General features: G+C 60.5%; 15 protein-coding genes. 3 read left to right on the forward strand and 12 right to left on the reverse strand.

Annotated elements, in window-relative coordinates; all coding sequences use genetic code 11:
* Positions 1 to 89: 89 nt before the first annotated feature.
* The 12 genes from V7651_RS02280 to V7651_RS02335 all read right to left on the reverse strand — a co-directional run bounded on the left by V7651_RS02280 (position 90) and on the right by V7651_RS02335 (position 9,908).
* Complete coding sequence (locus tag V7651_RS02280; protein ID WP_035537042.1) at positions 90 to 1,838, reverse strand: Na(+)/H(+) antiporter subunit D; 1,749 nt, start codon at positions 1,836 to 1,838, stop codon at positions 90 to 92.
* Entirely contained in the window at positions 1,838 to 2,275 is a 438-nt protein-coding gene (locus V7651_RS02285; protein ID WP_335592065.1) for a hypothetical protein, read from the reverse strand. Before V7651_RS02285 ends, V7651_RS02280 begins: the two co-directional genes overlap by 1 nt.
* Positions 2,272 to 3,780 carry a proton-conducting transporter transmembrane domain-containing protein gene (locus V7651_RS02290; RefSeq protein WP_335612058.1) on the reverse strand — a complete coding sequence of 503 codons (1,509 nt, stop codon included), beginning with the start codon at positions 3,778 to 3,780 and terminating at the stop codon, positions 2,272 to 2,274. The genes V7651_RS02285 and V7651_RS02290 overlap by 4 nt, the downstream gene beginning before the upstream one ends.
* Positions 3,777 to 5,312, reverse strand: coding sequence for a monovalent cation/H+ antiporter subunit D family protein (locus V7651_RS02295; RefSeq protein WP_035537040.1), 1,536 nt, complete (start codon positions 5,310 to 5,312; stop codon positions 3,777 to 3,779). The genes V7651_RS02290 and V7651_RS02295 overlap by 4 nt, the downstream gene beginning before the upstream one ends.
* Positions 5,309 to 5,824, reverse strand: coding sequence for a cation:proton antiporter subunit C (locus V7651_RS02300; protein WP_035537039.1), 516 nt, complete (start codon positions 5,822 to 5,824; stop codon positions 5,309 to 5,311). Before V7651_RS02300 ends, V7651_RS02295 begins: the two co-directional genes overlap by 4 nt.
* A gap of 3 nt (positions 5,825 to 5,827) precedes the next feature.
* Positions 5,828 to 6,280: a Na(+)/H(+) antiporter subunit B gene (locus V7651_RS02305; RefSeq protein ID WP_035537038.1), complete on the reverse strand. Its 453-nt coding sequence runs from the start codon at positions 6,278 to 6,280 to the stop codon at positions 5,828 to 5,830.
* The gene (locus tag V7651_RS02310; protein ID WP_051624605.1) at positions 6,277 to 6,921 is read right to left on the reverse strand and encodes a DUF4040 domain-containing protein; all 645 of its coding nucleotides are present in this window, start codon (positions 6,919 to 6,921) and stop codon (positions 6,277 to 6,279) included. Before V7651_RS02310 ends, V7651_RS02305 begins: the two co-directional genes overlap by 4 nt.
* The gene (mnhG, locus tag V7651_RS02315; protein ID WP_084146181.1) at positions 6,918 to 7,292 is read right to left on the reverse strand and encodes a monovalent cation/H(+) antiporter subunit G; all 375 of its coding nucleotides are present in this window, start codon (positions 7,290 to 7,292) and stop codon (positions 6,918 to 6,920) included. Before mnhG ends, V7651_RS02310 begins: the two co-directional genes overlap by 4 nt.
* Complete coding sequence (locus V7651_RS02320) at positions 7,292 to 7,588, reverse strand: MrpF/PhaF family protein (protein WP_035537037.1); 297 nt, start codon at positions 7,586 to 7,588, stop codon at positions 7,292 to 7,294. Before V7651_RS02320 ends, mnhG begins: the two co-directional genes overlap by 1 nt.
* On the reverse strand, positions 7,585 to 8,073 hold the full coding sequence (locus V7651_RS02325) for a Na+/H+ antiporter subunit E (RefSeq protein WP_035537036.1): 489 nt from the start codon (positions 8,071 to 8,073) through the stop codon (positions 7,585 to 7,587). The genes V7651_RS02320 and V7651_RS02325 overlap by 4 nt, the downstream gene beginning before the upstream one ends.
* A 95-nt stretch (positions 8,074 to 8,168) precedes the next feature.
* The gene (locus V7651_RS02330; protein ID WP_335612059.1) at positions 8,169 to 9,350 is read right to left on the reverse strand and encodes a DUF2336 domain-containing protein; all 1,182 of its coding nucleotides are present in this window, start codon (positions 9,348 to 9,350) and stop codon (positions 8,169 to 8,171) included.
* Between the two features lie 102 nt (positions 9,351 to 9,452).
* Complete coding sequence (locus tag V7651_RS02335) at positions 9,453 to 9,908, reverse strand: hypothetical protein (RefSeq protein ID WP_335612060.1); 456 nt, start codon at positions 9,906 to 9,908, stop codon at positions 9,453 to 9,455.
* Between the two features lie 234 nt (positions 9,909 to 10,142).
* Between V7651_RS02335 and V7651_RS02340 the strand changes: the two genes are divergently transcribed.
* From V7651_RS02340 to V7651_RS02350, 3 genes are all read left to right on the forward strand, one after another.
* Positions 10,143 to 10,643 carry a hypothetical protein gene (locus V7651_RS02340; RefSeq protein WP_335612061.1) on the forward strand — a complete coding sequence of 167 codons (501 nt, stop codon included), beginning with the start codon at positions 10,143 to 10,145 and terminating at the stop codon, positions 10,641 to 10,643.
* A 178-nt stretch (positions 10,644 to 10,821) separates the two neighbouring features.
* A complete protein-coding gene (locus tag V7651_RS02345; RefSeq protein WP_335612062.1) occupies positions 10,822 to 11,013 on the forward strand; it encodes a NepR family anti-sigma factor in 192 nt (63 codons plus the stop codon).
* Between the two features lie 89 nt (positions 11,014 to 11,102).
* Complete coding sequence (locus tag V7651_RS02350) at positions 11,103 to 12,554, forward strand: MFS transporter (protein WP_335592071.1); 1,452 nt, start codon at positions 11,103 to 11,105, stop codon at positions 12,552 to 12,554.
* Positions 12,555 to 12,565: the final 11 nt, after the last annotated feature.

Genomic DNA, 12,565 nt, shown 5'->3' on the forward strand with positions numbered 1-12,565 from the left:
ACACTAATAGTAAATATTAAAAATGCAGCCCTGACAGGCTAAAGACAACTTTGCATTTATCTACAGGCACTTGCGATGCCAATAGATACCTAGCCGACTGTTACAAAGGCAAGCAGAAGCACAAGCCCCAGCAACGCTGCCGTCCAGATCGCCATCGCACCCGTCAGGCCGCCACGCGCCAGTTCGCCGCGTGGGCTGAAGGCTGCCTCGATCCGGTTATAGGCCCGTCCCGTGATGCCGAAGAACACAGCCGTCATGGCCGGACCAACCTTGCCCCAGACCGTGCCAAGCCACTTGGCCATGCCGAACCCGACCTTGCGATAGGCCCAGTCGGTATCGAGGATCGTGCCGGGCTTTTCGGGCGGGTAGAGGCCGAAGCGCTTGAGCACGACAAAGGCGAACGTGGCGAGTACGAGCAGCTGCATCTGCGTCAGGATATGCTCGAAGGTGAACGGCTGGTACGACATCGCCTCTTCGCGATATGGCAACAGGTTGTAGAGCCACTCATAGCCGAGGCCCGGAACGATGGCCGGAATGCCGATGGCGATACAGATGAACGCCGCCATGCCCATCGCGAGCAACATGTTGAACGGCGCCTCTTTCACCCGGCGTCCGCTGTCATGCCCGAAGAAGGCAAAGTACGGGATCTTGATGCCCGAGTGCTCAAGCACACCTGCGGAAGCGAACATCAGCATCAGCCAGATGATCGGCAGTCCGGCATGCGCCACGGCGCTGAGGATCATCGATTTGGTCACGAAGGCAGAGAAGAGCGGCATGGCCGAAATCGACACGGCGCCGACGAGGCAGAACACAGTCGTCCATGGCATGGAGCGGTAAAGGCCGCCCAGCTCGGAGGCCTTGGTCGTGCCTGTCCGGTAAAGGACGGCGCCCATGGACATGAACAGGAGGCCCTTGAACATGATGTCGGCAAAGGCGTGGGCCACGGCGCCATTAAGCGCCAATGGTGTACCGACGCCGATTGCGCAGATCATGAAGCCTATCTGGTTGTTCGTCGAATAGGCCAGAACCTTGCGCAGGTCGTTCTCGAGCACGGCGAAGAAGACCGGGAAACAGGTCATGATCGCGCCGATCCAGATCAGCGCATCCTGGCCGGGGAACATGCGCGCACAGGCATAGACCGCAAGTTTCGTCGTGAAGGCCGACAGGACAACTGCGCCGACAACCGAGGCCTTCGGATAGGAATCCTGCAGCCAGTTGTGCAGGAAGGGGAAAGCCGCCTTGATACCGAAAGCGATGAAGATGAGCAGTGCGCCCGGCTCAGCCAGGTTTTCGAACACTTTGAGGCTGATGCCGCCCGTATCCTTGTAGACATAGGCGATGCCTGCCAGCAGCAGCACGCCCGACAGGATCTGAACGCCAAGATAGCGCATTGACGCGAAATAGGACGCGCGCGTCCCTGCCCCGAGCACCATGAAGACTGAGGTTACAGCCGTGATCTCCCAGAAGATGAACAGGGTCATCAGGTCGCCGCAGAAGGCCGCCGCAACAGCCGCGCCCCCATAGGCCAGTGCCATACCGTCCTGCACGCGGTCATCTGTATGCCAGGCATAGATGGCGTTCAGCAGCGCAGCGATCAGGAAGGCGAGGCCGAACACAAAGCTCAGGCCGTCGACGCGGTAGAGCACGAGGTCCATGCCCATAACGCTGGCTGTCAGGTGGTTCACATTCTGATCGGCCATGGCCAGGAGCGCGATGCCAATTAGCGGCGCGGCAATGGCAATGCCCTGACGCGCGCGGCGCATGGGCAGGAAAATGGCCACAACGCCTGCAAGGATCAACAGCCAGCCAGGGTTCAGGGCGGTCAGGAAGGCCGGCATCAGTCGTCTCCCTCATAAGTCGGATGTGCATTTTCAGGCGGCAGGGGCCTGTCCGGGTCAACGTCGGCGGGCGGGCCGCCGGCATCGCCATAATAGTTCTCGCCACGTCGCAACAGGTTGCCCAGTGGCCAGCCCATCAGCACCACAAAGGCGAAGCAGGCAAAGCCGTAAAGACCGTAGAAACCGGTCGAATTGGCGAAGGTGAAATAGTCATGCCGGTGCACGAAAACGTCGGCCACGATCAGGACCGCGCCTAGAATGCCGAGGCCCCAGAACATGATGGCGCCGATATTCTTGGCTTCGGTCCAGCCAAAAAGGATCTTTGCCATCGGGTGGACACCCTCGTCGGAAACGGTGTGCAGGTCGTGCGCCTTTTCGGCAGCACGGCTGAGGAAACGGCCGGACTTGTCGCGGGTTTCAGGCGTGTCATTGCTCATGGCTGGACTCCTGTGACGATGGCTGCAGCGCTGCCGCCAACGGAGGGCGCGAGGAAATCAGCCAGCGGCCCCATGAGGAAGAAGAGGATGATGCACAGCGCCGCGGTGAAGACCGGCGCCGCCACGGTCAGCGCAGGCGCACCGCCGGGCCGCTTGAACGCCTTCGGCTCAGGCGAGCCCGGTGGCGGCATAAGCGCCAGGATCGGGATAGGCAGCAGATAGGCGATGTTCAGCAGCGAAGAACCGATCAGGATCCACGGCACATAGGTGTCACCGCTGTTGATGGCGCCCTGCATCAGCTCATACTTCGCCCAAGCGCCAGCCATTGGCGGAATGCCGATGATCGAAAGCGAGGCGATGAAGAAGGCGATGAAGATCATCGGCATGCGGCGGCCAAGGCCGCGCATCTGGGAAATGTTGGTCGCGCCCGTGGCGACATAAATCGCGCCTGCACACATGAAGAGCGTCATCTTGCCTGCAGCGTGGGCCGCGATCTGGATGCTGCCACCGAGGAAACCGGCCTGGTTGGCAATCATCGCACCGGCCGTCACATAGGCGAGCTGGGCAATCGTTGAATAGGCGAGCCTTGCCTTCAGGTTGTCCTTGGTCATCGCGACAAGCGAGCCGACAATCATCGTGAAGCAGGCGACCCCCAGAATGAATTCGCGCCCCGGCGTGGCCTGAAGCAGGTCTTCGCCGAAGATGAAAATGGACACTTTCATCACGGTGAACACGCCAGCCTTCACAACGGCCACGGCATGCAACAGCGCCGATACGGGCGTTGGCGCAACCATGGCGTTGGGCAGCCAGAAATGCACCGGCATGAGCGCCGCCTTGCCGATACCGAAAGCAAAGAGCAGGAGCAGTGCCGTCGAAACGGCCGGGCTGATGTTCAGGCCCGCCAGCAGGCCGCCCTGCACGAAGTCGAGGTTTTGACCGGCGAGCGTCCATGTCCACATCACCGCCGTCAGGAACAGGCCAATGGATGTGCCGAGCAGCGTCAGCAGGTAGATGCGCCCGCCGCGCTTGGCTGCTGCATCGCCCTTGTGCGCGACCAGCGGATACGTCGACAGCGTCAGTACTTCATAGAAAACGAACAGCGTAAACAGGTTGCCCGACATGGCCACGCCCAGCGCACCGAAAATGGCGAAGGCAAAGCAGATGTAGAAGCGCGTCTGGTTGCGTTCGCGGTTCCCGCGCATGTAGCCGATCGAATAGAACGAGTTGACGATCCAGAGTCCGCTCGCGACCAGCGCAAAGAGCGCGCCGAGCGGTTCGAGCTTGAACGTGAAGGACAGGCCCGGCGCCGCCGCACCGAGATCAAGATACGGCGTCTCGCCATTCGACACGGCCACGGCCAGCGCGATCACCACGCCCAGCAGGATCACGGAGCCGATAAGGGTCACACCCTCGCGCACGTTCGGGAAACGCCCAGCGGCGGCAATGCCCGCAGCAATCAGCAGCGGAAGGCAAAGGGCAGCAAGGATCAGCATGTCAGGGCTCATCGGAACGCCTCCAGTCCGAAGGCCGCCGCAGCTGCATCACGGGCGAGGCCGAGCGGGATCTCGGTCGTTATACCGAAATAGATGTTGGCCAGCGCCAGTATCCAGAGCGGCACGAGCAGCACGATGGGCGCTTCCTTATGCGTCTTGCGCGGATTGACCGGCGGCTGGAAAAAGACCGCTTCAAGAATGCGGCCGACATAAATCACAGCCAGGAAGCTTGAGAACACGACGAGGATCACCGCCCACCACCAGCCATGCTCGAAGAGAGCGTAGCCCAGCTGAAGCTTGGACTGGAAGCCTGCTGTCAACGGCACGCCGATGAGCGAGAGGCCAGCAATCGCGAAAGCCGTCATCGTCCAGGGAGCGGAGCGGCCAAGGCCGGCAAAGTCACGGATATTTGTGCCCTTGTAGGTGAGCACGACACCGGCAACCGCCATAAAGAGCGCGCCCTTGATCATCGCATGGTTCAGGAGATGGAACAGGCCCGCACTGAGGCCAGCTGCCGTGCCGACCGATATGCCGAGGATCATGTAGCCAACCTGCGCGACCGACGAATAGGCCAGCACGCGGCGCACGTCCGTCTGGAACACAGCCTGGAAGCTGCACGCCACCATGGCCGCAATACCGACCGGCATCAGCAGCGCCGTAAAGGCAGCATGCTCGAAGGCGAAGGTCGGGCTGAACACGAAGAAGAGGAAACGGATAAGGGCATAGAGCGCCACCTTGGTCGCCGTGGCCGACAGGAACATGGTGACGAAGCTGGGGCTGTAGGAATAGGCATTCGGCAGCCACTGGTGCAGCGGCCACATGGCGGCCTTCAGGCCAAGGCCCACCACGATGAAAGCAAAGCCTGCCTGCACTGTGCGGCTGCCCTGCAGGGCCGGCAGTTTCGAGGCGATATCGACCATGTTGAGCGTGCCGGTCGCGGCATAAAGGAAGCCGACGCCGATGATGAAGAAGGTCGCGCCAATCGTACCCATGATCAGGTAGTTGAAGGCCGCATGAAGAGCGCGGCGGTCGCGCGAGGCGCCCAGCGCCACAAGCACGTAAGTCGAGATTGAGCTGACTTCAAGGAAGACGAAAAGGTTGAACGCATCCCCCGTGCTCGCCACGCCGCAAAGGCCTGCGAAACAGGCAAGGAAAGCGGAGTAGAACAGCGCCGTCTTCTCCTTGCGCACTTCGGCCAGAACCGTCGGATAAGACATGATTGATGCCAGCAGGCCGATGGTCGTGACCAGGACCAGGATCATCGCGTTCAGCGCATCAATGCGGAACTCGATCCCAAGCGGCGGCATCCAGTTGCCCATGGCATAGCGGATCGCTCCGCCCGACTCAGGCGACTGGACAATGCCCAGCAGGATAAGCGCGAAGACCAGCGATATCGCGGTCGCGGCAACACTGACCAGCCAGGCCACGCGGCCGCTCGGCACAAGCGCCAGCAGCGGGGCCAGCATCAGCGGCACCATCACGAGCAGCGGCGCGGCATGCATCAGCGCCCATTGCGGCGCGGAACTCAACAGTATTTCGATCATGCGCCCGCCTCATGGAGCCATTGGTCAATCTCGGCTTCCTGCGCGAGTGCCGTCTCAAGGTCGATCTCGCGGACTTCGTCGCTCTCGATCGAGCCATAGGCTTCACGGATGCGAACGATCAGTGCGAGGCCAACCGACAGCGTGGCCACGCCAACAACGATAGCCGTCAGCATCAAAACGTGGGGAAGCACGTTGGAATAGGTGTGGACCAGCTCCACCGGCGCGCTGGCATTGCCGAGCGCGTGGCCGCCGGCGACTTCCGTCGCATGATGCGCGGCCTCTGCGCCGTGCCCCCCGCCATGCTCGACGGCGTCTTCACCATAGAGGATCGGCGCGGTGCCACCGGCAACCTTGCCCAGCGTCACGTAGAACAGGCAGACCGAAGTCTGGAACAGGGACAGGCCGACAAGGCGCTTGATGAGGTTTCCGCTGGCAAACGTGATGTAGAGGCCGATCATCATCAATCCGATGATGGCCCAGTAGTTTGCCCGTTCGAGAATGAATTCCAGCATGGCTTACCAGTCTTTGTCGCGGATTTCGGCAACGCGGCCGGCGAAGGCATAGAAGATGGTCAACATGGCACCAGACACGCCGCAGAGGACGCCGAGTTCGATGAGCATGATGCCGATATGCTGGCCGTGATGTTCCCCCGGCGGCTCGTTGAAGAGCGCCTGATATTCGAGGAAATGACCGCCCTTGAAGAGCGCCCAATAGCCGACGCCCGCATAGATCATGACGCCAATAGCGGCGAGCGAGCGGGTGAAAGCTGGTGGCACGGCGCGCATGGCGGCCGGAACACCCGCGACGAGCGCGTAAAGGATGACCGCAACAGCGACGATCACGCCGGCCTGAAAACCGCCACCGGGGCCGAAATCACCGTGGAATTGCGTATAGAACGCAAACATCATGATGATCGGTATGAGCATCTTCGACACGACACGAAGAATGACGTGATGATCACTGTTCACGAAGCGTCCTCCTCTTTGCCGGTTTCAGAAGCAGACTTGCCGTTACTTCCCGGCAGCTTGCCTTCGCGCTTGATCGATTCCGCAAGCGAGCGCTCACCGAAGCCAAGCAGCAGCGCGACAGCGAGACCGGCCAGGAACACAACGGTTGTTTCGCCGAGCGTATCGAATCCCCGGTAGCTGGCCAGAACCGAGGTAACGACGTTCGGGATGCCCGTGTCGGCCCAGTTGATCTGCATGTAGGTGAGGCCAACGCCCTGGTTCACGGGCGAGTTCGGGTCGCCCAGCGCCGGCAGGTCAACCGTCGCATAGATCAGCATCACGCCTGTCGCGATGACAACGAGAAGCGGCCCAAGACGGGCAAATTTCTTGTCCGGCTTGGCGGTGCGCGAGGTCAGCAGCATGGCGCCCAGCAGCACGACTGTGGACATGCCGGCGCCAACAGCAGCCTCGGTAAAAGCCACGTCGACAGCATCGACCACGACATACCATGTCGCCGAAACAAGCGAATAGATGCCCGACAGCATGACGATGGCGAACAGGTTGCGCAGGCGCGCAATCGAGATGGCGACGACGAACAGAACTGCCAGAAGCAGGATATTGACCAATGCGATACCGATATCGCCCTCAAGCACGCCGGTCATGCTGCGCCCTCCTCGTCATCGGCCTTCTTGCCGATCCGGCCAATCAGGGGCTGGAGGCCCGCCGTGTGCGCCGCATTGACGACAGCGTGTGACGCTGCCGGACTGGTCAGGAACAGGAGCCAGAAAATCGTGGCCAGCTTGGCGACGATCAGCCAGCCCGGTGCCATCAGCGCCATGCCGATCAGGATGACCGTTGCGCCGGAAGTGTCGGTGATACTGGCCGCATGCATGCGCGTGTAGAAATCGGGAAAGCGCATCACGCCGATGGTGCCGATAACGCATAGAATGGCGCCGACGAGGCACAGGGCGGATCCGGCCGGATAGCGCACCATCTCAAAGAATTGCAGCAGGTTGGCGAGCAGGTCAGACATCAGCGCTTGCCTCCCTGGGCACCACCGCGGCGCACGAGCGGCACCTGGAAGGAACGGTAGCGGAAGAATTTGAGGATCGCGATCGTCGAGACGAAGTTGATCATGGCGTAGAGGATCGCGATGTCGAGAAACTCAGGGCGCCCCATGACATAACCCAGCAGGCCGAGCGCAAGCACCGTCTTCGTGCCGAATGAGTTCACCGCGAGTACGCGGTCATAAAGCGTTGGTCCGATCAGCGTGCGAATAAGCAGGAGGATCATGCCAAGCAGGATAGCGATCAAGGCGGCGGCGGTCATGCGGCGGCTCCCTTGCCGTCAATGGCGCGCGCCGAACGGCGATCCATCTCGGTGAAGGCTTCTGGCTGCGAATCCTGTTCGTAGAGACCGTGCACGAGCAGCTTGTCGCCATCGATCTCGACCGTAACGGTGCCGGGCGTCAGCGTGATGGAATTGGCGAACGTCACCTTGGCGAGGTCTGACGTGCAGATCGTCTTCAGCTTCACAAGCGTCGGCGCGATATCAAGGTCGGCGCGCAGGCAGGCCCGGATGACCGTCCAGTTGGCCTTGACGATTTCCTTCATCAGCCAGGGAAAATACATCGCAAAGCCGATAACGCGCACATAGGGCGCACCTTCGCGGTCAAGGATATCAAGCCGGTAAGCGAGGATCATCGTGAGAACCAGCGATACAACGCCAAGTCCCAGCAGGAGGGGTTCGAAATGGCCGGACATGCCGATCCAGAACGCAACCAGTGCAAACAAAAGCCCTAGAAAGTACGCCACTATGCGTCTCAGCTCCCGTATCAACCCAATCCACGAGTGCCTGACCTAAATGGCTGGAGGCCCCTTGGGAAGCCTCTTTGATACTTTTTCGCAGCCTAGCTACCAAAAACCAGTCGGGCCGTGCGCTGGGACGTCGAGAACGCCGCTTCTTCGTTCGCCGGAGCGCCTGATGCCTGCGCTTCGCGCAATGCCTGCGGTGAGAAGGCCGAGGACAGTGACCAGTTCCAGTAACGCAAGGTGGTCTGGGCCTTAGCGACGGTCAAAATCTCGTAGGTTTCCGCGACAATGGCAAACTGCGGATGCATCTCGTCATTGTCGATTTCCAGCGGACGACGCAGCGATGCCCAGAGAACAGGCAGGAAGTCGCGCTTCACGCCGGTCGCCTTGCATAGCACGGCGAGCCCCTCACCGCCCTTGTCGGAGAGTATCTTGGCAATCGTCACCGGTTTGATGCCGCAGAGGTAGCCGATTTCCTGAGCAAGTTCGGCGTTCATGCCTTCCATGGCGGCTGAATTGATCGCGCTTTCCAGGCTGTCGAACGGGCTGCGCTCAAGCGCTTCACGATTGCGCTGGCGCCTTTCAATCAGCTGCAGGGCCTTGCGCGCGACCGGGTCAGCCCATTTCTCCGCCGCCATCATCTCGAATACATCCTTGCAGGTCTCGATGACTTCAAGGCGATCAGCTGCGTGGCGCTGGAGAATCTTGCGGCGCGTGGCGCCATCGGACCACCAGAACATGGCCATTGCCTGCGACGGACGCAGCTCCAGCCGTTCGACCATAAGCGCGCAAAGCTGGGATTCGTCGCGCGACCGCGTGAGCAGCTTGTCGAGAGCAGATTCTGGCAGGACAGCGCCCGGATTCGCCACCAGTTCGCGCACCACGTGCGGCTCGCCATGCTCGGCCAGTGCCGCGCTAACACCCGGCGCCACGACCTTGCGGCGGGCAATAGCCATACGATGCTCGGTCGACGTGGACTCGACAATCTCGCTCAGGTCGCAGGCGTCGAATGCCTCATTCTGCTCCAGCAGCGGCTGGGCAATTTCAAAGGAACACTGCGCCAGATAGCGCAAAAGACGGCGTGGGGCCTCGCGGCTCGTCGCCAGCCGACTGGCGCAAAGGCTGCGCTCCTCTGTCGTAGCATGAAACAACATGTCCAGCAGGATATCGCCCACCATGTTACGGTCCTGGTGAGCAAGACGGGAGGCTGGCATGGCAACAAGGTCCAGCAGCCGCCTGAACAAGGCGTCCCGGGCACGCCCTCCTTTAGGCGAATTCATCTGCGCTTCCATATCGTCCATCGGCTTGCCTGCGTCGCAACGCCGTTAGATTGAACGCAAACCGTTAACGACCCGTACAGGCGCAGATATCAATTCATGAGGTCACTCGGGCCGTCCGGGATGCACCACCAGCATAAGCAGACTGGAGACCAGCATGATGATCGCCAGCATGAAAAGCATGCCGCCATCCGTCGCCGTTTCGCCCGGTGCCAGTGAAAGTGGAACTTCTCGGCCAAGCCAGGGTGACAGGTGAAATGCCACGGCGGCGCCCAGAATGGTGGCCGAGATGATCGCGCCAAAGCGCCGTGTGAAGGGGAAAAGCAGGAACAGCGCTGCAACGAGTTCCAGAACACCCGTAAGAATGCGCCCCGCAGGCTCGAACAGTGTCTGGCCCGAACGCTCGGCAAGGGTCTGGAAAACGATATTGGTTCCAGGCGGATCGAAAAACTTTACTGAGCCCTCAGGCGGGTTCGGCAGCGGATAGATCGTCGCCTGCACGAACATGACAATCAGAAACAGGGCGAGCGCCCAACTAACGAGGTGCCTGAACAGTCTCATGATACTCCACCCTTGGCATCTGCTTGAGGCAACGCGCCAACTCGAAGGCTACAAACACTCAGGCGGCAAGGCAACTCACCCTTGACCGCCCTGATCGTCCGCACCGCACTTGCTAAAGTAAGGAGCGGGCAAAAGAAGAGGTGCTGCAGGCAGGGACTGCGCAGGCCGGGGAACAAACGCATGCGTCACAAGTTGATTACGGATAGCCAAAAATTATGAGGTGCAATCCAGCGTATGCAACCCTGGACAGTCGAACCAATGCCCCGAAAAAAGACAGATCGTCATATCTCTGAGGGTAACTGGCCCCGAAACCAGAACGAGCCAGCCGTGGCCGGCGCCTCTGTATCCGATTCTGTAGCAACATATGCAGGCGTCAGCCGATCTGCTTCGTCTGCGGCGCCGGTCCGGGCACTGTCAGACGCCGCGGCTCATCTCCTGCCTCATTTCCGCGCGATAACCGGTTTCCTGAACAGATACGGCAGACCTGAGGACGAGCTTATCGCACAATTTCTGGAATCGATGATTTCCACCAGCCCGGCGAACATGCGCGTAGACATGGCTGAGCTTGAGGCCCGATTCTTTCAGTTTCTGGATGTAACAAAGCACAACAACTTACACGCGATTCACCTGAGTAGCGGCGTCGAAACGAAGGTCATCACGCATATGACGTTACATGATTTGTCCAAAATACTGAAAGTAAATCCGGGAATATATTCTTCAGACACCGGACAATAATGTTCAGTACTCAATAACCTGCGCGCAGGTAAAGCATCTAATGCTTTTTCTGTATTTTATTACTTATCATGACACAATGTAGACGCTGAATATTCAAATTCCCCGAAAGGCGAGTTGAGTAATCGCAACCCTGCCGCTAAAGGACTGCCGGGGAAGAATAGACACACATGGCGCTGAAGTGAGCAACGATCAGGACAAGACCCCAAAGCGAGGCGGAGTTGCTCCGTTCCACGCAGACGGCAGCGCCGTGTCCAAGCGACTCAGGGACGCCCTGCGTGAGCGCTATCAGGAAGCGCTCAACGAACCGGTTCCTGACAAGTTGCAAAGCCTCATCGACCGCATAAAGGCCGCGGAGCAAAAAAAAGACTGAGCCTGCATCTGCTGGCAAGCGATGCAGGCTGATTTACTTTCCCCCAGCCTAGGCCGTAGATACAGTCGCTATCGTCCATGGGAGCCGATATGAGCGACAGGATCGAAGAACTCGTCGACGATATGGCCGAGGGTGCAGCCGGTGACGTGACCTCCCCGGTCAGCGGCGTCAGCGAAGCGCTCGGTGCAGGCGCCTCCCTCCTGTCCACGGCAACACACTGGCGCGCGAAACAGCTGCGCCGCGGCGTGAAGATCGAACTGCCTGCCTACCTGATGGTCCAGTGCAGCTGGTTCATGGCCTTCGGCCTGCAGATGGTTCTGTTCCCCTACCTGATTACGGGCCGCGACCATCTCCATCTGGACGGACTGGCCCTCGGGCTCGCCAATATGGCACTGTCTGGCCCTTCGGTGATCTTTCTGCTGATCGGCGGCGTGGTGGCCGAACGCGCGGACGGCCGCCGCCTGCTGATCATTCTCCACCTGCTTGCCGCCATCCCTGCGCTCTTCCTGGCAGTCGCCGTGGCGCGCGGGCAGCTCACCTATGTCGGCATGATCATCTATGGCCTGACCATCGGCACGGTCGGCGCCTTCATGATGCCGGCCCGCGATTCCATCGTGAACGAAGTGGTCGAACGGCGCATGCGCGTAGGTTCGGGCGTCACCCTCCAGCTCGGTGTGACGCTCGCCACGATGGCGCAATTCCTGGCGCAGATCGCAGGGCTGATCCTCGCCGGTTATGCCGACAAGATGACCCGCATGCCGCAATGGATGGGCGGGTTCGGCGTCGGCCCCATCGCCGCCGAAAAGCTGTTGCTGGCACAAGGCATCGTCCTCGCCGTCGGCACCCTCTTTGCACTCAACCTCGCGAGAGGCCGTCAAGTGCGCACCGGACGCACCGGCATCAGCGCCACATTCGGCGACATTGCCGAGGGCTTCCGCGCCGTGCGTGCTGACGGAAAGCTCTGGGCCATGACGGCCCTCATGTTCGGCGTCGGCATCTTCGTGATCGGCGCCTTCCTCGTCGTCCTCCCAATCGTCAATCGCGACGTCTACCATCTCGGCTCCGACGGTATCCGGGACATGTTCGTCACCTTCTGGATGGGCGCGTTCGTTTCCTCCGTCGTGCTGTCGATCTTCCGACGCATCAAACGCCAGGGCCGCCTGTTGCTGATTGCGCAATTCCTCGGCTCAAGCAGTATCCTCGCGATGATGTGGGATATTCCGCACTGGGGCTTTCTCACCATCGTTTTCGTCTGGGGCCTTGCCGCCGGCATTTCGATCGCGATGAGCCGGTCGATCGTTCAGGATGCCGCCCCGAAGGAAAAGCTCGCCCGCGTGCTCTCCATTTACCAGCTAGGCTTCATGGCGGGCGCTCCGTTTGGCGCCGCCCTGATGGGCGCGCTGGTCGATATATTCGGCCCGCAGAAGATCGCGATCGTACCGGCCGGCGGCATGACATTGATCATTCTCTGGATGGTCTTCTTCACACCCGTCTGGAACATGAAGGGCGAGGCTTGGAAAGAGCACGCCGCGAGGAAGTGACTTAGGCCGCG

The organism is Hyphomonas oceanitis (genome assembly GCF_036964545.1).
Classification (GTDB): domain Bacteria; phylum Pseudomonadota; class Alphaproteobacteria; order Caulobacterales; family Hyphomonadaceae; genus Hyphomonas; species Hyphomonas oceanitis.

What these genes read in the sequence shown, in the direction of transcription:
- mnhG (WP_084146181.1), bottom strand. Translation starts at nt 7,292, where the DNA reads ATGTCTGACCTGCTCGCCAACCTGCTGCAATTCTTTGAGATGGTGCGC.
- V7651_RS02280 (WP_035537042.1), bottom strand. Translation starts at nt 1,838, where the DNA reads ATGCCGGCCTTCCTGACCGCCCTGAACCCTGGCTGGCTGTTGATCCTT.
- V7651_RS02310 (WP_051624605.1), bottom strand. Translation starts at nt 6,921, where the DNA reads ATGACCGGCGTGCTTGAGGGCGATATCGGTATCGCATTGGTCAATATC.
- V7651_RS02285 (WP_335592065.1), bottom strand. Translation starts at nt 2,275, where the DNA reads ATGAGCAATGACACGCCTGAAACCCGCGACAAGTCCGGCCGTTTCCTC.
- V7651_RS02330 (WP_335612059.1), bottom strand. Translation starts at nt 9,350, where the DNA reads ATGAATTCGCCTAAAGGAGGGCGTGCCCGGGACGCCTTGTTCAGGCGG.
- V7651_RS02350 (WP_335592071.1), top strand. Translation starts at nt 11,103, where the DNA reads ATGAGCGACAGGATCGAAGAACTCGTCGACGATATGGCCGAGGGTGCA.
- V7651_RS02335 (WP_335612060.1), bottom strand. Translation starts at nt 9,908, where the DNA reads ATGAGACTGTTCAGGCACCTCGTTAGTTGGGCGCTCGCCCTGTTTCTG.
- V7651_RS02300 (WP_035537039.1), bottom strand. Translation starts at nt 5,824, where the DNA reads ATGCTGGAATTCATTCTCGAACGGGCAAACTACTGGGCCATCATCGGA.
- V7651_RS02340 (WP_335612061.1), top strand. Translation starts at nt 10,143, where the DNA reads ATGCAACCCTGGACAGTCGAACCAATGCCCCGAAAAAAGACAGATCGT.
- V7651_RS02320 (WP_035537037.1), bottom strand. Translation starts at nt 7,588, where the DNA reads ATGACCGCCGCCGCCTTGATCGCTATCCTGCTTGGCATGATCCTCCTG.
- V7651_RS02290 (WP_335612058.1), bottom strand. Translation starts at nt 3,780, where the DNA reads ATGAGCCCTGACATGCTGATCCTTGCTGCCCTTTGCCTTCCGCTGCTG.
- V7651_RS02295 (WP_035537040.1), bottom strand. Translation starts at nt 5,312, where the DNA reads ATGATCGAAATACTGTTGAGTTCCGCGCCGCAATGGGCGCTGATGCAT.